This window comes from Nocardia sp. NPDC059240 (assembly GCF_042753865.1).
Lineage (GTDB): Bacteria > Actinomycetota > Actinomycetes > Mycobacteriales > Mycobacteriaceae > Nocardia.
In genome coordinates this window covers 275,670-291,757 of the sequence record NZ_JBHZAC010000005.1, presented here as the reverse complement: position 1 = coordinate 291,757, position 16,088 = coordinate 275,670, and the positions used below count along the sequence as shown (strand labels likewise).

19 protein-coding genes are annotated in these 16,088 nt (G+C 67.6%); 7 read left to right on the top strand and 12 right to left on the bottom strand.

Annotation, left to right across the window (positions count from 1 at the left end; all coding sequences use genetic code 11):
• Positions 1-12: 12 nt before the first annotated feature.
• Entirely contained in the window at positions 13-864 is an 852-nt protein-coding gene (locus ACFXHA_RS20105; RefSeq protein WP_379358806.1) for a DUF692 domain-containing protein, read from the bottom strand.
• Positions 861-1,799: a TIGR04222 domain-containing membrane protein gene (locus ACFXHA_RS20100; RefSeq protein ID WP_379358804.1), complete on the bottom strand. Its 939-nt coding sequence runs from the start codon at positions 1,797-1,799 to the stop codon at positions 861-863. Before ACFXHA_RS20100 ends, ACFXHA_RS20105 begins: the two co-directional genes overlap by 4 nt.
• Positions 1,800-1,903: 104 nt before the next feature.
• Here ACFXHA_RS20100 and ACFXHA_RS20095 point away from each other — a divergent pair, with 104 nt between their 5' ends.
• Entirely contained in the window at positions 1,904-2,872 is a 969-nt protein-coding gene (locus ACFXHA_RS20095) for a bile acid:sodium symporter family protein (RefSeq protein WP_379358802.1), read from the top strand.
• Here ACFXHA_RS20095 and ACFXHA_RS20090 read toward each other — a convergent pair.
• Genes ACFXHA_RS20090 through ACFXHA_RS20075 form a run of 4 tightly spaced genes read right to left on the bottom strand, consistent with a single transcriptional unit; the run spans position 2,826 to position 7,440 of the window.
• Positions 2,826-4,025 (bottom strand): aminotransferase class I/II-fold pyridoxal phosphate-dependent enzyme, encoded by a 1,200-nt coding sequence (locus ACFXHA_RS20090; protein ID WP_379358800.1) that lies wholly within the window; start codon positions 4,023-4,025, stop codon positions 2,826-2,828. The two genes, ACFXHA_RS20095 and ACFXHA_RS20090, sit on opposite strands and share 47 nt — an antisense overlap.
• Positions 4,022-5,062, bottom strand: a complete 1,041-nt coding sequence (locus tag ACFXHA_RS20085) for a 3-oxoacyl-ACP synthase III family protein (protein WP_379358798.1) — start codon at positions 5,060-5,062, stop codon at positions 4,022-4,024. The genes ACFXHA_RS20090 and ACFXHA_RS20085 overlap by 4 nt, the downstream gene beginning before the upstream one ends.
• A gap of 8 nt (positions 5,063-5,070) precedes the next feature.
• On the bottom strand, positions 5,071-5,730 hold the full coding sequence (locus ACFXHA_RS20080; protein WP_379358796.1) for an SRPBCC family protein: 660 nt from the start codon (positions 5,728-5,730) through the stop codon (positions 5,071-5,073).
• A 3-nt stretch (positions 5,731-5,733) separates the two neighbouring features.
• Positions 5,734-7,440 (bottom strand): thiamine pyrophosphate-binding protein, encoded by a 1,707-nt coding sequence (locus ACFXHA_RS20075; protein ID WP_379358794.1) that lies wholly within the window; start codon positions 7,438-7,440, stop codon positions 5,734-5,736.
• Between the two features lie 137 nt (positions 7,441-7,577).
• Here ACFXHA_RS20075 and ACFXHA_RS20070 point away from each other — a divergent pair, with 137 nt between their 5' ends.
• The 3 genes from ACFXHA_RS20070 to ACFXHA_RS20060 all read left to right on the top strand — a co-directional run bounded on the left by ACFXHA_RS20070 (position 7,578) and on the right by ACFXHA_RS20060 (position 9,952).
• Complete coding sequence (locus ACFXHA_RS20070; RefSeq protein WP_379358792.1) at positions 7,578-8,078, top strand: EXLDI protein; 501 nt, start codon at positions 7,578-7,580, stop codon at positions 8,076-8,078.
• Positions 8,079-8,213: 135 nt separating this feature from the next.
• Complete coding sequence (locus ACFXHA_RS20065) at positions 8,214-9,185, top strand: ATP-binding cassette domain-containing protein (RefSeq protein ID WP_379358790.1); 972 nt, start codon at positions 8,214-8,216, stop codon at positions 9,183-9,185.
• Positions 9,182-9,952, top strand: coding sequence for an ABC transporter permease (locus ACFXHA_RS20060; protein ID WP_379358788.1), 771 nt, complete (start codon positions 9,182-9,184; stop codon positions 9,950-9,952). The genes ACFXHA_RS20065 and ACFXHA_RS20060 overlap by 4 nt, the downstream gene beginning before the upstream one ends.
• A gap of 24 nt (positions 9,953-9,976) precedes the next feature.
• Here the strand turns inward: ACFXHA_RS20060 and ACFXHA_RS20055 are convergent, their stop codons facing one another.
• From ACFXHA_RS20055 to ACFXHA_RS20045, 3 genes are read right to left on the bottom strand one after another with little or no spacing between them, the layout of a single operon-like run.
• Complete coding sequence (locus ACFXHA_RS20055; RefSeq protein WP_379358786.1) at positions 9,977-10,705, bottom strand: zf-HC2 domain-containing protein; 729 nt, start codon at positions 10,703-10,705, stop codon at positions 9,977-9,979.
• Entirely contained in the window at positions 10,702-11,208 is a 507-nt protein-coding gene (locus ACFXHA_RS20050; RefSeq protein ID WP_379358784.1) for a sigma-70 family RNA polymerase sigma factor, read from the bottom strand. Before ACFXHA_RS20050 ends, ACFXHA_RS20055 begins: the two co-directional genes overlap by 4 nt.
• A 42-nt stretch (positions 11,209-11,250) precedes the next feature.
• Complete coding sequence (locus ACFXHA_RS20045) at positions 11,251-11,865, bottom strand: YqgE/AlgH family protein (protein ID WP_379358782.1); 615 nt, start codon at positions 11,863-11,865, stop codon at positions 11,251-11,253.
• A gap of 134 nt (positions 11,866-11,999) precedes the next feature.
• On the opposite strand from ACFXHA_RS20045, the gene ACFXHA_RS20040 reads away from it, so the two are divergent.
• Positions 12,000-12,761 (top strand): lysophospholipid acyltransferase family protein, encoded by a 762-nt coding sequence (locus tag ACFXHA_RS20040; RefSeq protein ID WP_379358780.1) that lies wholly within the window; start codon positions 12,000-12,002, stop codon positions 12,759-12,761.
• Here the strand turns inward: ACFXHA_RS20040 and ACFXHA_RS20035 are convergent.
• Complete coding sequence (locus ACFXHA_RS20035) at positions 12,758-13,081, bottom strand: GNAT family N-acetyltransferase (RefSeq protein ID WP_379358778.1); 324 nt, start codon at positions 13,079-13,081, stop codon at positions 12,758-12,760. The two genes, ACFXHA_RS20040 and ACFXHA_RS20035, sit on opposite strands and share 4 nt — an antisense overlap.
• Positions 13,082-13,179: 98 nt before the next feature.
• Here ACFXHA_RS20035 and ACFXHA_RS20030 point away from each other — a divergent pair, with 98 nt between their 5' ends.
• Positions 13,180-14,292, top strand: a complete 1,113-nt coding sequence (locus tag ACFXHA_RS20030) for a glycerate kinase (RefSeq protein WP_379358776.1) — start codon at positions 13,180-13,182, stop codon at positions 14,290-14,292.
• A 5-nt stretch (positions 14,293-14,297) separates the two neighbouring features.
• Here ACFXHA_RS20030 and ACFXHA_RS20025 read toward each other — a convergent pair whose 3' ends face one another.
• Positions 14,298-14,654 carry a winged helix-turn-helix transcriptional regulator gene (locus ACFXHA_RS20025; RefSeq protein ID WP_379358774.1) on the bottom strand — a complete coding sequence of 119 codons (357 nt, stop codon included), beginning with the start codon at positions 14,652-14,654 and terminating at the stop codon, positions 14,298-14,300.
• 138 nt (positions 14,655-14,792) lie between these two features.
• Here ACFXHA_RS20025 and ACFXHA_RS20020 point away from each other — a divergent pair, with 138 nt between their 5' ends.
• Positions 14,793-15,677, top strand: coding sequence for an NAD(P)-dependent oxidoreductase (locus ACFXHA_RS20020; protein WP_379358772.1), 885 nt, complete (start codon positions 14,793-14,795; stop codon positions 15,675-15,677).
• Here ACFXHA_RS20020 and aroQ read toward each other — a convergent pair.
• The gene (gene aroQ / locus ACFXHA_RS20015) at positions 15,638-16,078 is read right to left on the bottom strand and encodes a type II 3-dehydroquinate dehydratase (RefSeq protein WP_379358770.1); all 441 of its coding nucleotides are present in this window, start codon (positions 16,076-16,078) and stop codon (positions 15,638-15,640) included. The two genes, ACFXHA_RS20020 and aroQ, sit on opposite strands and share 40 nt — an antisense overlap.
• Positions 16,079-16,088 lie beyond the last annotated feature (10 nt).

Below are 16,088 nucleotides of genomic sequence, written 5' to 3'. Positions count from 1 at the left end.
TCACCACCACCGCTACGTGGTGCGCACGGTGATCGGCGGGCGGCCCGCCGCGGTGGCGATGGCGTTGAGTTCGGCGACGAGTTCGGTTGCGGGCGGATAGTTTCCGTCGCGCTCGAGCATGAGGGGCACCGGACGGCCGGGGGCGAATTCCGCGACCAGGGCCAGTACTTCGGCGGGGACGGGGTCGGTGTGGGTGTCGATGTAGCGCCCGCCGGATTCGTGGCCGCCCGCGATGTGGCAGTAGGCCAGTCGCTCGGTGGGTAGCCGCAGGAGTTCGCTGAGCGGGTCGCGGCCCGTATTGCGGGCATTGGCATAGACATTCGCGATATCGAGCAGCAGGTACACCCCGGTGCGCTCGACCAACTCCTGGAGGAACTCGGCTTCGGTGAATTCGGCGTCGGGCCAGTCGAACAGGGTCGCGATATTCTCCACGGCCAGCGGCACGTCCAGTTGGCGGCTGGTCCGGAAGATATTGCGTTCCAGGGCATCCAGCGCCTCACGGGTGCGCGGTACCGGCAGCAGGTGCCCGGCTTCCAGGCCACCGGCCCGCACGAAGGCGATGTGTTCGCTCGCCAGGGGCGCGTCCAGCGCCCGCGCGCAGTCGGCGAGGTGGGTGACGCGCTGTTCGTCCACCGGTTCGGCCCCGCCGAGCGAGAGTGAAATACCGTGCGGCACCGCGCGCACACCCCGATCGATCAGTGCCGTGAGCTCGTCGGGCACCGTGATCGCGGATCGGCGTCCGCGCGTCAGCGATTCCGCGATGACTTCGCAGAATCCGATGTCGTCGAGATCCGCCACGATGCCGCAGATCTCGCGCCGCCAGCCGATGCCCAGTGCCGCGGCCGGGAGCGGTGACTCGGTCATCCGCCACAGCCTCCGCCGCAACTGCTGCCACAGCTACTGCCGCAACTGCTGCTGCCGCTGCTGCAACTACTGCCGCTGTCGCTGCTGCCGCAGCTGGAGCCGGAACTGCAACTGCTGCCACCGCTTCCGACGCCACCGGCGGCGATCTCGGCCGCTCCGGCGAGCGCGGGATCGAGGGTCCACAGCGCCATCCCGCCGAACAGTGCGACGGCGACGGCCGCGCTGTCGGGTCCGTACGCGGAGTAGGCCGGGGCATTGGCGGGGCGCAGGTGGCGATTGCTCGCGGTGGTGATGAGCAGGGCCTCGCGGCCGCGCCGGGTCAGCCGGGTGGGCCGCCCCACCGGCCAGGTGAAGAAGGCCAGCACGATCATGACGAACACCAGGAAGCCGACCGGATGCCCGGTCGAGGAGAAGAGCCGGGCGAAACCCAGAACCAGCACCGCGAGCAACGGAATCCGGGCCGTCCACAGCGCCTTCCGCTGCTTGCCGCCGAACAGGTAGCCGGCGGTGATCAGATGCTCGCGCAGACCACCCACCACCGAGCCGGTGGCGGCGACCATGTCGGAGACGCGCGGCTGCTTCGCGCTGAACAGGTGGGCGTACAGCGTGCCGGACACCGGATCCAATTGCCGCTGTTCGGCTTCGGTGGGCGTGCGCACCGGCCGACCGGCGGAGTCGATGATCTGATGACCGCGCAATTGCGCGAGCCCGGCCAGCACCGGCCGCCGATCGTCCACGAGCATGGCCGTCTCGGTGGGCCGCAGCGCGGCGGCGGGCGGCCACGCCGGATCGACCATGCGCAGGATGGCGGCGCGCCTGGCGAACCCGGCGACAATCGCCAGCACCCCGGCGATCACGTAGCCGAGCATGAAGATTGGACCCGAGATCCCCCAGGTGTCGGGTGCGGCCACTGCCGCGGCGGTCCACTGGACCATGGCGATTCCCCTCGGGAGTCGTCGAAACTGTCGATCACCACCAGTATCGCGGCTGTGAGGGTGCGGTGTTATCCCGAGTATTCCTGGGTGATTAGCCTGTTTCGGTGCGATTCCTCAGCAAGTTCTATATAGACGGATTCATCCTGGGGATCCTTGCGATGGTGGTGCTGGCCAGCATCTTCCCGGCCCGGGGTGAGGCCGCCGACGTCGTGAGCTGGCTGACCAAGATCGCCATCGGCTTGCTGTTCCTGCTCTACGGCACCCGCCTGGCCCCGCAGGAGGCGCTCGCGGGACTCAAGCACTGGCGTTTGCACGTGACCGTGCTGGCCTGCACGTTCATCATGTTCCCGCTGCTCGGCCTGGCCGCCCGGGTGCTGGTGCCGCACATTCTCACCAGCGACCTCTACACCGGTGTGCTGTTCCTGTGCCTGGTGCCGTCCACGGTGCAGTCCTCGATCGCGTTCACCTCGATCGCCAAGGGCAATGTGGCGGGCGCGATCGTGAGCGCCACCGTGTCGAATCTGCTGGGCGTCTTCCTGACTCCCGCGCTGGTGATCCTGTTGATGAACACCACCGGTCAGGCGAAGGTGGACCCGTCCGCGGTGGTGGACATCGTGTTGCAGCTGCTGGTGCCGTTCTTCATCGGCCAGTTGATCCGCCCGAAGGTGAAGGGCTTCCTGTCCCGCTACGCCGAGCCGACCAAGCTGGTGGACCGCGGGTCCATCCTGCTGGTGGTCTACAGCGCGTTCAGCGCGGGCATGGTGGAGGGCATCTGGCATTCGATGTCGCCGTGGCGGATCCTGTCGCTGGCGCTGGTGTGCGCCGCGATCCTGGCCATTGTGATCGCCGCGACCGGATTCCTCGGCGAGGCCGTGAAATTCGATCGCGCCGACCGGATCGTGGTGGTGTTCTGCGGTTCCAAGAAGAGTCTGGCCACCGGGTTGCCCATGGCGACGGTGTTGTTCGCCGGGCACCCGGTGGGCCTGATCGTGCTGCCGCTCATGATGTTCCACCAGATTCAGCTGATCACCTGTGCCGCCCTCGCACAACGCTGGGCTCGTAGCGCGCCGTGAGCGAGAGCAGCCTGCTGTCCTCGCGCCGCAGCGACCGGCCGCCCGCCGACGGCCGCGCGGCCAGGGCGTGCAGGACGGCCCGGTCCGCGCCCGGATCCCCGACCGCGATGCGGGCGCTGCCGTCCGGATAGCGCTTGGCCACGATCCCGGCCAGCGCCAGCGCGGGCGCGATGTCCCGGCCGGGCAGGTACAGGAAGTTGGCGCTGCTGCGCGGCACCCGGATGCCGCCGCGCCGCAGTTCGGTGCGCAGCAGTTCGCGTTCGGTGGTGATGCGCAGAATCCGTTCGCCCAGTTCGGCTTCCGCGGCGTAGGAGGCCCGCACCGCGGCCACCGCCGTCGCGGGAACCCCGAACGGCAACTGCAACCGCTGCACCTTGCGCACCAGCTCCGGCGCCCCGAAGGCGTAGCCGATGCGCAGCCCCGCCAGGCCGTAGGCCTTGGAGAAGGTGCGCAACACCAGCACGTTCGGATGCCGGCTGATCAGTTCCAGGTCGTCGAGAGTGTCTGCCGCGCCGAGGAATTCGACATACGCCTCGTCCAGCAGCACCGGCACGTGCGGTGGGATCGAATACAGGAACGCCTTCAGTTCGCTGGCCGGGATCACGGTGCCGGTCGGATTGTGCGGGCGGCACACCGCGATCAGTCCGGTGCGCTCGTCCACCGCGCGCGCCATCCCCCACAGGTCCTGGCGGCCGTGGGTGTCCAGCGGCACCGCCACCGACCGCAGCCCGATCATGTTCGCCATGATCGGATAGCCGTCGAAAGTCGGTGCGCCGTAGATGAATCCGGCACCGGCGCGGGGCAGGGTCTGCATGATCTGCATGGCCACCCCGGTCGCGCCCGACCCCACCACCACCTGCTCGGTGTCCACCCCGAGATGGTCGGCGATCAGCCGCGGCAGGCGTTTGGGCAGGAATTCCGGATACCGGTTCGCCTTGCCGAGGCAGTCGTCCAGCGCCGCGACCACGGAAGGCAGTGGCGGAAACGGATTCTCGCTCAGGCTCAGGTCGTAGCGGATGGTCCGCGCGCCGTGCGTGTCGACGGACTGCGCGTCCGCGATCAACTCACTGCCGCGCAGTCCGGTCGGCCAGGGCACCGGGGTCGCCGTGTGCGGTACGGGACGGCTGTTCTCCCCCGTGCCGGGCCGGGTCATCGCGTGGCCCCCCAGCGTACGGCCGCCGCCCCCGCGAAGTCCCCGGCGTGCGCGAACGCCGCCATCAGCACGACCGAGCCATCGCGCAGCCGTCCCGCCCGGTTCTCGGCGTCGAGAGTGACCGGAATGCCTGCGGCGAACAGGTTTCCGCAGCTGTCGAAGGTGTCCGGATGCCGTTCGGGCGGCAGTTCCAGGGCCTCGTTCCAGTTGCGCAGGAACAGCCGGTTGGGCTGGTTGGTGACGAAGGTGTCGATATCGCGGGACTTCACCCCGATCCGCTTGCACACCGCCTGCGCCACCTCGGGCACCAGCCGATTGCCGCGCGCCATCACCTTGGCCACCTTGGATTCGGTGAAGCTCACGCAGCCCTGGCCCTCGCCCGGCTCCCAGTACTTGCGGTCGCCATTGGTGCTGAACTCCATGTCCCCTGCGAACTCTGGATAGGTGCGGCATTCGATATCGAGGATGGGCGCCGCATTGTTCTTCACCAGCAGCCCGACCCCGCAGCCGTCGCCGGGTACCGGGGCCTGCGCGAGCCCGCGAATATCGGACTGGGTGAACACCGGCCCGGCGCAGTTCTGGGCGCACGCGATGAGCGCGGTGCGGGCGTCGGTGGTCTGCAAGACCATGCGGGCGATCCACATGGCGTGGATGAACGCCGCGCAGCCGCCATTGCTGACGTCGAAGACCCAGCGCGGCTTCATATCCAGCCGCCGCGCCACCTCCGGCCCCATGCCCAGCACCGGATTGTCCGGCAGCTGGGTGTGGGTGATCAGCACGTCGATATTCGAGATCTCCTGGGTCCCATGACGATCGATAAGCGGGGCGACCGCCTGCTCGACCATGTCCACCGACGTCTCGTCGCGGGCGATGTGGTGGCGGCCCTTGGGGGCGCGGAACATGACGTTCTTGGCCATCCGGTCCGAGCGGGAGAACTGGGTGAAGTATTCGGTGCCGACCGGCTCACCTGGTAGATACCCCGCCACGTCGACCAGGCTGACAGGCGGCGTCCTCAACGAGGGCTCTGTGAAATCCATGGAATCGCTCACTTCATCCAGTCGGGCTTGATGGGCAGGCCGTGCGAGGCGCGGTACTCGGCGATCGCCTTGAGGTTGTCGAGCTCCAATTGGTGTCCGGCGGAGAACATCTCCCAGAAGTCGCCGACCCACACTTTGCGCTTGTCCGGCGCAGTGTCCTTGTACGGGTTCTTGTCATAGAACGGGTGATGGCAATTCGTCCACAGCACAACCGATCCCGGCTTGTCGAACACCACCTGGGCGTCGACCACCCGCATCAGATAGATCATCCACAGGTGATCGCCCTGATCCCAGGCGCAGTGGTAATCCACCGTCATGGCATCGGGATTGGCGACCGTGCGGGTGTAGATATTGGTGTTGTCGCCGAGCCGGTCGTGCGAGATCCACAGTCCTGGTTCCTCGGTCTCGGTGAATCCGCGCAGGCTGTAGGTCCACTCCTCCAGGCTGCGAGTGTCGGCGAGGTACTCGTAGAGATCCCGTGGCGGGGCGTCGATATAGCCTTGGACCGGGCAATAGTCGCCGAAGATCTGGTCGTGCGGGTACACCGATCGCAGCATGTCGAGAATGATCGGGGTGGTGGCGTCGCGATCGGAGTTCTCGATGCGCAGCAGACCGGGTACGGCTTCGTCGGGGATATCGCTCAGGGCGGGCAGGGCGCTGGTGGTCACGGGTTACCTCCTGGTGGGGGGCGTCAGGAACGGTGTGAACGGCGGAATTTCATCGGGATCGCAGTCGATGCTGACGAAGGCGGGTCCCGGCTTCTCGGCGCAATGCCGCAGCGCGGCGTCGAGTTCGGCGAGGGACTCCGGTGCGTGGGTGCACAGATCCGGGAACATGGCGGCCATCCCGGCGCCCGGATACGCGGGACGAAATCGGTTGAAGCTGTATCGATCTCCGTAGTACAGCTGTTCGCGGGTGATGCACATGGCGTGTGCGTTGTTGTTGAACACCACGAAGGTGATCGGCAGCCGGTGCTCGATCGCAGTGTGAATTTCCATGCCGTGCATGAAGAAAGCACCGTCGCCCGCGATCACGTAGGTGCGGCGCTGTCTCCCGTCGGGGCGATGCTGCCGGGCGAACGCGGAGCCGATTCCGGCCCCGAACGCGTAGCCCATCCCGCCCATGCCGAGCGCCACCGTGAAGCGGCCGTCGCGCGGTAGCCGCAGGTGATGCACCACGGCCGCACCGGTATTGCCCGCGTCGGCGAACACGTCCGAACCGTCCGGCAGCGCGTCGTTGATGGTCTCCACCACCTCCCGGTAGCGCAGCCCCGGGCCGTCGGCGGGCGGCACCGACAACGCCGTCAGGGCGGATTCGGCACGCGGCCGAGGTCGCAGCGGAATCACCTGAGCCTCGGAATCGCCACTGCCGGCGTGCAATTCACCGATCAGTTCGGCGAGGGTCTTGGCCAGGTCGTTGCTGTGTGCGTGGGTGGCGGGCAGAAAGGGCGGCAGTGCGCCGATACTCGCCAGCGGCACCGCCGCCAGCGCGTCCTCCATCCCGGCCCGGGCGGTGACCGGCATGCGGGTGCCGACCAGCAGGCACAGCGCCGCGCCGCGCAACGCGTCGAGCAGTTCGGGATTGCCCATGCTGCCCGAGACGCCGCAGTAGCCCGGATCCGCGTGGTGGTAAACGTCTTTGGCGTCCGGGGCCACTCCGACGGCGGCATCCAGGGCGGCGGTGAAGCGGGCCAGCTCGTCGCGGGCATCGTCGCGGGCCACCTGATCCCCGGCGATGATCACGATCTTTCCGGTGGCACGGGCGGTTCGCACGGTGCGCAACACCCGCCACAGGTTCTCGATCTCGCGGCGGTAGGCGCGTGACGGCGGCACGAAGTCCGGTGCGACCAGGTCGGCCTGCTGAATGTCCTTGGGCAGCAACAGCACCGCGGGCCCGCCGCGTCGGGCCGCGGTGACCGCGTGGGTGAGGTGCGCGGGCAGGTCGGCGGGGGCCCCGACGCGCGCACAGTAGTGCGAGATCGGCGTGAACAGCGCGACCGCGTCGAAGGCGCCGGCCTGCCCGCTCGAATCCTGGAAGGCGCCCTTGCCCTCCAAGACCGTCGGCGGCTGCCCGATCAGAGCCAGCACCGGCACCCGGGAGGCGAATGCCTCGGCGAGCCCGGCGACCAGATTCACCGCGCCGCCGCCCGAGGTCGCGCACACGACCCCGAGTCCGGCGGTGGAGCGCGCGTAGCCGTCCGCCATGGTGGCGGCGGCGAACTCGTGCTTGGCGACGACCGCCGTGACCAGATCGCGATGCTCGAAGGCCGCGTCGTACAGGTCTTCGATATTCGCTCCGCCGACACCGAAGATGTGCCCGACGCCCAGGGTCGACACCGCCTTGACCAGGTGATCTACGACCCGTGTACCGCTGTGCATGGGCGCTTCCTTTCGGTGATCTCCACCGGTGCCCTAGTAGCCTCACTCGGGATACGAATGCGAGTCGTCAGCGGTTCAATCACCGCTGTTCGCGACAAGTCTTGCCATGTATGTATACGTCTACGTATAGTTGGGTCATGCCGAACAAGACGATTTACGTATCCGATGACGACCTCAAGCTGTTTCAGCGCGCGCAGGAGCTGGTGGGGGGCAATCTGTCGGGCGCGATCGTGACGGCACTGCGGCGCTTCATCGAGCTCGAGGAGGGCCGCCTGCAGGGCTACGAAGAGGTGGTCCTCAAGGTCGGCAAGGACGGGGTGCGGCAGGTCCGCTTCTCCGGCTCACTGCTGACGCACTGGCACCAGATGGCCAACGAGCGCATCGAGGACATCCGGGTGTACCGCACACGCAAAGGCGCGTACGCGGTGCACAGCCACTTCTCCAACTGGTCGGAGTTTCCGACCGACACCAATTGGCGCCAGTGGCGTCGTTTCCTCGGTCTGGGGGAACAGGATTGGGGCGATTTCGACCTCGAGGTCTTCGACTCGCTCGAGGATATGAAGGGCAAGATCCCGGATCGCCTCTACGCCCGCGTCGTCGACGCCCAGAACCCGCACGTCGAGGATCTCGATATCTGATCCGAAGTTCTGATCCAAAACTCTTGTAGCACAACTCAATAGCCGGACAACAACACTTTGACCGCACGCCTCGGCGGTCACGGCCTGGATGACGCATGCATTCATGCCTATGTATTGATGAAAGAGAGGGGAGCAATGAACCACCCCGCAGCGAACCATTCCGGAGCGGCGGCCATCACGGTCACCGGCCTCTGCAAGTCCTTCGGCGAGCACATCGTGCTCGACCGCATCGACTTCACCGTCCCCGAGGGCAGCGTCTTCTCGATGCTCGGCCCGAACGGCGCGGGCAAGACCACCACGGTCGAGATCCTGTCCACCCTGAAGCGCGCCGACGGCGGCGAAATCTCCGTCGGCGGTTTCGATCCCGGCACCCAGCCCGACGGGGTGCGTTCGGCCATCGGCGTCACCGGCCAGTTCTCGGCCGTCGACGAACTGCTCACCGGCCGCGAGAACCTCATCCTCATGGGCGACCTGCATCATCTGCCGCGCGCCGAAACCCGCAGGCTCGCAGCCGAACTGCTGGCCACCTTCGATCTGGAGGAGGCGGGCGACAAGATCGCCTCCAGCTACTCCGGCGGCATGACGCGGCGTCTCGACCTGGCCATGACCCTGGTCGGCGATCCGCGCATCATCTTCCTCGACGAGCCGACCGTGGGCCTGGACCCGCGTAGCCGTCGTGCCATGTGGGACGTCATCCGCCGCCTCACCGCGCGTGGCGTCACCATCTTCCTGACCACGCAGTACCTGGAGGAGGCCGACCAACTGGCCGACCGCATCGCGGTGCTGCACCAGGGGCGTTTGGTCGCCGAGGGCACCGCGGACCAGCTCAAGCGACTGGTGCCCGGCGGCTACATCCGCCTGGACTTCGGTGAACGCGCCGAATTCGAAGCCGCCGCACGCCTTTTCGGCTCCGCATCCCAGGTCAACGGTGATCTCACCCTGGCCATCCCCAGCGACGGCGCGGTGCGCTCGGTGCGCGAGGTGATCGACCGCCTCGACGCGGCCGGGGTGGAACCCGCGGGCCTGTCCGTGCACACCCCCGACCTCGACGACGTCTTCCTGGCCCTGACCGGTGGCCACACTTCCGAGAAGGAGACCGCCAAATGAGCACCCTGACAATGTCGTTCACCGACTCGAAAACCATGGTGCGCCGGAATCTGGTGCACGCCAAGCGGTATCCGGCGATGACCTTCTCGCTGATCATCATGCCGGTGTTCCTGCTGCTGCTGTTCAACTACGTGTTCGGCGGTGCGCTGAAGTCGGCCACCGGTGGCCGCTACATCGACTATCTGACGCCGGGCATGATGCTCATCATTCCGGCGTACATGGTGGCGGGCGTCGCGGTCGGCATGGCCACCGATATGACCAAGGGCATCATCAATCGCTTTCGCACCATGCGCTTCTCACACTCCTCGGTCCTGACCGGCCAGGTCGTCGGCACCCTCATCCAGGGCATGCTGGGCGTGCTCGCCATGACCCTGATGGCCCTGGCCATCGGCTTCCGGCCGCACGCCAACGTGCTGGAATGGCTGGCCGCCTTCGGCCTGATCGCCCTCACCGTGTTCGCGTTGAACTGGCTGGGCGTCGGCTTCGGCGTGATCGCGCAGACGCCGGAGAGCGCCTCCAACATGCCGATGCCGATCCTGTTCCTGCCCTTCCTCGGCAGCGGCCTGGTCCCCACGGACACCATGCCCGCCGGGGTGAAGCAGTTCGCCGAATACCAGCCCTTCACCCCCATCACCGAAACCCTGCGCGGACTGCTCATGGGCGGACCGATCGGGCACAACGGAATACTGGCCGTCGGCTGGTGCGTGGTGATCGGGGTGGCCGGATACTTCTGGTCCACCACCACGTTCCGCCGCAAGACCAGGTAATCCGGCGCAAGACCCGATAGCTGGTCAGATACCCGCCGCGAGAAGGACTTTCCCCGACATATTGCGGATCTCGACCGTCTTCAGCTGCTCCGGCGACACCGATGTGGTGCCGTCCGGAGTCAGCGTCTGTCCGGGCTTGACCGTCCACTCGGCGAGCTTGGACGCGACGCCGTCGTCGCGGGTCACCCACAGCGACAGCGTCCACATGTACGAGGCGTCGTCCTTGTCGGTGGCGGGCGGGTACTGGCACCACATGTCGACCCGGGTCTGACCGTTGACCGTGATCACCTTGTAGGTGGCCTGAATCGGTGTGTCGGTCTGTGGCTTCAACGGTCCCTGCGCCACCACCTGCTGCACGATCGCCGGGCCCGCGTCGCGCGCGACATTGGCGGTCACCGGCACCGCGATCATCACCGCCGCGGCCGTCGCCGCCACTGATCCGCCGATCGACCACCATCGCCCCCGGCGCCGCCGCTTGGCGGCCTGCTCCGCCAGGGTCGGCAGCAGCCGTTCGGGCGGTGGCGGCACGCTGGCGGGCGGATCCTCCTGCGCCGCAACCGACAGCGCGGTATCCGCGTCCACCAGGGCCAGCAGACCCGGCAGCCCGGCCAACTTCCCCACGGCCGCGCGGCACGCGTCGCATCCCGTCAGATGTTCCTCGTATTCGCGGCGGTCGTCCCTGGCGAGAGCGCCGAGCACATACGCGCCATCCCACGTGGTGTAGCCATCGCACAGCTCATGGCCCTCGGTCATCTCGTCACCCCCATCTCCTGCAGCACCAATCGCAATGCCCGCATGCCGTAGTGCATACGGGACTTGACCGTGCCCTCCGGGATCTCCAGCTCCTCCGAGATCTGGTGCGTGGACAGCCCCCGGTAGTAGGCGCGGACGATCACGTCCCGGTGATCGATGCTCAACCGTGCCAGCGCGTCCGCCACCAGCCACCCGTCCAGCGCCCGATCGGTCTTGTCCGGTTCGGGAACCTCGGGCGGATGGTCGGTGCGGAACTCGCGCCGGCTGCGCGCGCTGCGATGTTCGTCGACAGCCAGGTTACGGGCCACCGTGAACAGCCAGGCGCGCGCCGAGCTCGTCGATTGATCCAGCACATTGGGTCGTTGCCACGCGCGCAGCAGGGTCTCCTGCACGATGTCCTCGGCCCGACCAGGATCCCCGACCAACCCGTAGGTGTAGCGCCACAGTGCCGCCGCGTGCTCGTCGTACAGCGCGCGGAGCAAAGCGGCCTGATCCTCCGGCATCGCTCACCTCCGCATCCATCACGACACAGACGTTCCGACGGTTCAGTTTCGTTCGAGCTCGATCGGGTGGGTGGCCAGCAGCGACAGCGGGAGGGGTTGGCGGCGTAGCACTTGCGCCCACAGATCGCCGCGGCCGGCGAGCGGGTCGGTGGGCAGGGCCGACAGCACGATCCAATCGCCGCGGTCCAGTTCGCCTTCCAGCTGGCCGAAGGTCCAGCCGGCATAACCGGCGAAGACCCGGACACCCTCGACGAGGTGCTCGATCCGGTCCGGATCGGAATCCAGGTCGATCAGGGCCACTCGGCCGTCGACCCGGCGCACGCCCGACAATCCGGCGATGGACGCGCCCACCTTGATGGTGGCCAGGCACAGTGCCGCATCACGTTTCACGGGTCCGCCGATATAGAGGGCGCGTGGCCCGGCGGCGAGTTCGGACCAATTGGGGAGCACATCGTGCAGCGCGGTATCGCTGGGTTTGTTGAGCACCACACCCCAGGTGCCGCCGTCATTGTGCTCGAGGATGTACACCACGGACCGTCGGAAGGACGGCTCCACGAGATCGGTTGCGGACACCAGCAGGGTGCCAGGGCGAACTACCTGGTCCTCATGCCGGAATTCGCGTCGAGAACGGTCACCGTGTTCCTCTGCGCGTGCCACTACGCCATCATCGCACTGAGACAGGCTAATTGCGTTGCATAATTTGCTGGTTACTCATTTGTGCCGTGACGAGCCGTTCCGGAGCCCGAAAAACTTGTCCCGCATACCTTGCGGTTGGTAGCTAGGGTGGCGATATGGAACGTCCCGAGGTGATCCTCGAGAACAGCGATGCCGTGTACGACTTCTATCGCGACCACCAGCAGAATCTGCTGAAGGCGCGGGCGGCCTACTGGCTGTTGGGGCGTCGCTACCGGCCGCGGGTGAGCTACGCGCCCGGGGCGCGGGAACGGCTGCGGGAGTTGATCTCCCAGCGCCGGCCACTGCTGATCGCGGTCAACCACCTCTCGCAGCTGGATCCGTACACCGTCGCCGCGGCGGCCTGGCGCAGCGCGCTGCGACCGGTCATCGGACACACCCGGGTACTGGCCAAGGACGAATTGTTCGTCGAGGACAAGCTGCGTGAACGCATCGACATGATGGGCGGCATTCCGGTGTTCCGCGGCAAGGACCACGGATTGCGCGCGGTGAATGCGGCCGGGCAGCGCATGATCGATATCTGCGCCGAACGCATGGCTCGCGGGGACGGCGTGGCGGTGTTCCCGGAGGGCACCTGCAATGACGTGGATCCGGCGCAGGTGCAGCAGGTCGGCAGCGGCATCGGGCACATCGCCTTCCGGGCCAAGAAGCTCGGTGCGGATCCGGTGCTGGTGAGTCTGGGGTTGAGCTACGGGCCGCGCCCGGATCCCGCGGTCGAGCCGACCAAGGAGGAGGCGCACTCGGCCAGCTTCTACTTCGGCGTGCCGGTCGCGGCGTTGCCCGCCAAGCCCGCCGAGATCACCCGGGTGGTGCGCGACGAACTGCAATCCGCGTTGGACGGCGCGGTCAAGGCGTACTAGTTCTGCGGTAGGTTCAGGCGCTGTCTGGACCATTGCGGCACCAAAGCCAGGTATTCCGGCCGGGATTCGACGAAATGGTGCACCATCGGGCACATCGGCAGGATCCCGAAACCCTCGTCCCGGGTCTGATCCAGCGCGCCCTGCACGAGCTTGCGGCCGTAGCCCAGCCCCTCGTGCTGTGGATAGATCTCGGTGTGTACGAAGGCGCGCTCATTGGCGGTGTCCTGGTAGGCCGCGACACCGGCGAGGTAATCGTCGACGTACAACTCGAACCGATCCAGTGCGGCGTTCTTGCGGACCTCGATCGACTCACTCGACATGGGCCCGAGGTTAGTGCGCCCGCGACGGCTATTTGTCCGAATACGTGAAGGGTGGCTCCGGGCGTGTCGCTTCCCACACCATTGCGCACACTGTAGGGATGACGAACCCACGGCCGCGCCGGGTGTTGCTCGCCCCGGACAAATTCAAGGGCTCACTCACCGCCGCGCAGGTGGCCGCCGCGCTGGCGGCGGGGATCGCGGAGGTCGCCCCGGAAACCCGGGTGACGCAGGCCCCGATCGCGGACGGCGGCGACGGGACGGTCGACGCGTTCGTGGCGGCGGGCTGGGAGCGGGTCACCGTCGACAGCTACGGGCCGACGCTCGCACCGGTGAGTGCCTCCTACGCGGTGCGTGGGCGGACCGCGGTGGTGGAGTTGGCGGCCGTCAGCGGCATCACGAAACTTCCCGGCGGACAAGCGGATCCACTGCATGCCAGTACCTACGGCGTGGGTGACGTGATCGGCGATGCCCTGGATCGGGGCGCGCGCGACATCGTGCTCGGCCTGGGTGGCAGCGCCTCCACCGACGGCGGGGCCGGTCTGCTGCAGGCCCTCGGGCTGCGCATCCTCGATGTCGACGGCAACGAATTGCCCTGCGGCGGTGCGGCACTCGCGCGCGCGGTGCACGTGGACCGCACCGATCTGCATCCGGGCCTGGCCGATGCGACCTTCACCCTGGCCGGCGATGTGGACAATCCACTGCTCGGGTCGAACGGCGCGGCCGCCGTCTACGGGCCGCAGAAGGGTGCGACGCCCGAGCAGGTCGCGGATCTGGAAGCGGCACTGAAGAATTGGGCCGCCGTGCTCGGTCCCGAATGGGCCGACAAGCCGGGTGCGGGTGCGGCGGGCGGCACCGGATTCGGCGCGCTGGCGGCGCTGGGCGCGCGCATGCGGTCCGGTATCGAGCTGGTGCTCGACCTGATCGACTTCAAGGCCCACTTGGCCGATGTCGATCTCGTCGTCACGGGGGAGGGTTCCCTGGACGAGCAGAGCCTGTCGGGCAAGGCGCCATTAGGCGTCGGCACGGCGGCGCGGGCGGCCGGGGTGCCGATCATCGCGGTCGCGGGGCGCATCCAGCTCACCCCCGAACAGGTGCGGGCGGCCGGATTCGCCGACGCCTACGCGCTTTCCGAACTGGAGCCCGACCCGGCCGCCAGCATTGCGAACGCCGCAGCGCTGCTGGAACGGATCGGTGCGCGGATCGCGGGGTAGGCGGCTCAGCCCGCGGCGTTGAGTGGGCGGCCGAGCACCCGGTCGCGATTGCGGTCGCCCCACTCCTCGAGCGGCCGCAGCGCCGAGCTGAGCTCCCAGCCCAGCTCGGTAAGCGAATACTCCACGCGCGGTGGGATTTCCGGGTAGATCTCGCGGTGCACGACCCCGCTGGCCTCCATCTGCCGCAGGTTCTCGGCGAGCACCTTCTCGCTCACCCCGGTCAGCAGGCGGCGGATCTGCCCGAAGCGCTGCGGGCCCTCGGCCAGCACCCACATCAGGTGCATTTTCCATTTGCCGCCGACCACGTCGATGGCCACGGACATGCCGCACACCGTGTTAACCGCGTCACCCTCGGTACTCATCGCGCCCTCCTGACCAGATTTCGAACCTCCGGGTAAGCAACCCCACGCGCAGGTGCGGTCTTCCCGAGGCTACCGATCGCGCGCACTCTCGAACTCGGCTCACCGCATCGGAGGAGCCGGAATCGAAGGGGTAACAGCATGTCTGATCAGCACCGATCCGTCACCGTCCTCGGCCTGGGCCCGATGGGGCAGGCGATGGTCCGGGCGTTCCTGAAGGCCGGCGTGGAGGTGACCGTCTGGAACCGCAGTCCGGCGAAGGCCGATGCCATGGCCGCACTCGGGGCGCGCAAGGCGGCCACGGTCGCCGAGGCGCTGGAGGCCAACGAGGTCATCGTGCTGAGCCTCACCCACTACGCGGCCATGTACGACGTGCTGGGTCCGGCCGCGGATCGCCTGCGCGGCAAGGTCATCGCCAATCTCTCGTCGGATTCGCCGGAGAAGGCACGCGCGGGCGGGGCCTGGGTGCGCGAGCGTGGGGCCGAATTCCTGTCCGGCGGTGTCATGTCGGCGGGCGACAATATCGAGCACCCAGCGTCCTACATCTTCTACAGCGGTCCCCGCGAGGTGTTCGACACGCACGCCGAACTGCTGCGGCCGCTGAGCCCGCAGGAGTATCTGGGCGCGGATGACGGTCTGGCGCAGGTCTTCTACCAGGGCCTGCTCACCATCTTCCATCCCTGGCTGCTGGCCTTCGATCAGGCCACGGCCATGATCGCCCGCTCCGGCCACGACATTGCCGCATTCGTCCCGTTCGCGGTGCGCTCGAGTGCCGCGTTCCCGTACTTCATGGAGCAGTTCTCGGTGGCGAACCAGCACGGCGGCTGGGCCGATGCGGCGAGTCTGAAAATGATGGACGCGGGCGCGCAGCACGTCATCGACGCGAGCGAGGAGGTCGGGGTGGATGCCGCCCTCTCGCACGCGGCACAGGCGTTCTGGCGCAAGGCCGTCGCCGCCAGCGCCGATGCGGGCCGAGCGGTGTCCACCTACGAGTTGATGGCGAGGAACTCGATCGCCGCCGCGTAGCCCTGGATCCCCATCCCCGCGATCACGGCGGTGGCGATGGGAGAGACGAAGGAGTGGTGCCGGAACTCCTCGCGGGCATGCACATTGCTGATGTGCACCTCGACGATCGGCACCTCCGGGATGACCAGCGCGTCGCGCAGGGCCACCGAGGTGTGGGTGAGGCCGCCCGGATTGATGACGATCGCCGATTCCATGCCGCGCGCGGCATGGATCCGGTCGATCAGCGCGCCTTCGTGATTGGACTGGAACGCCACGATCTCGCGGTCGAACCGTGCCGCGGTCTTGCGGCACAGCTCCACCACGTCGTCGAGGGTGTCCGAGCCGTACACCTCGGGCTGGCGGGTGCCCAGCATGTTCAGGTTCGGACCGTTGAGCACCAGGATCGGACCGGTTGCAGGCATGTGGCCCACT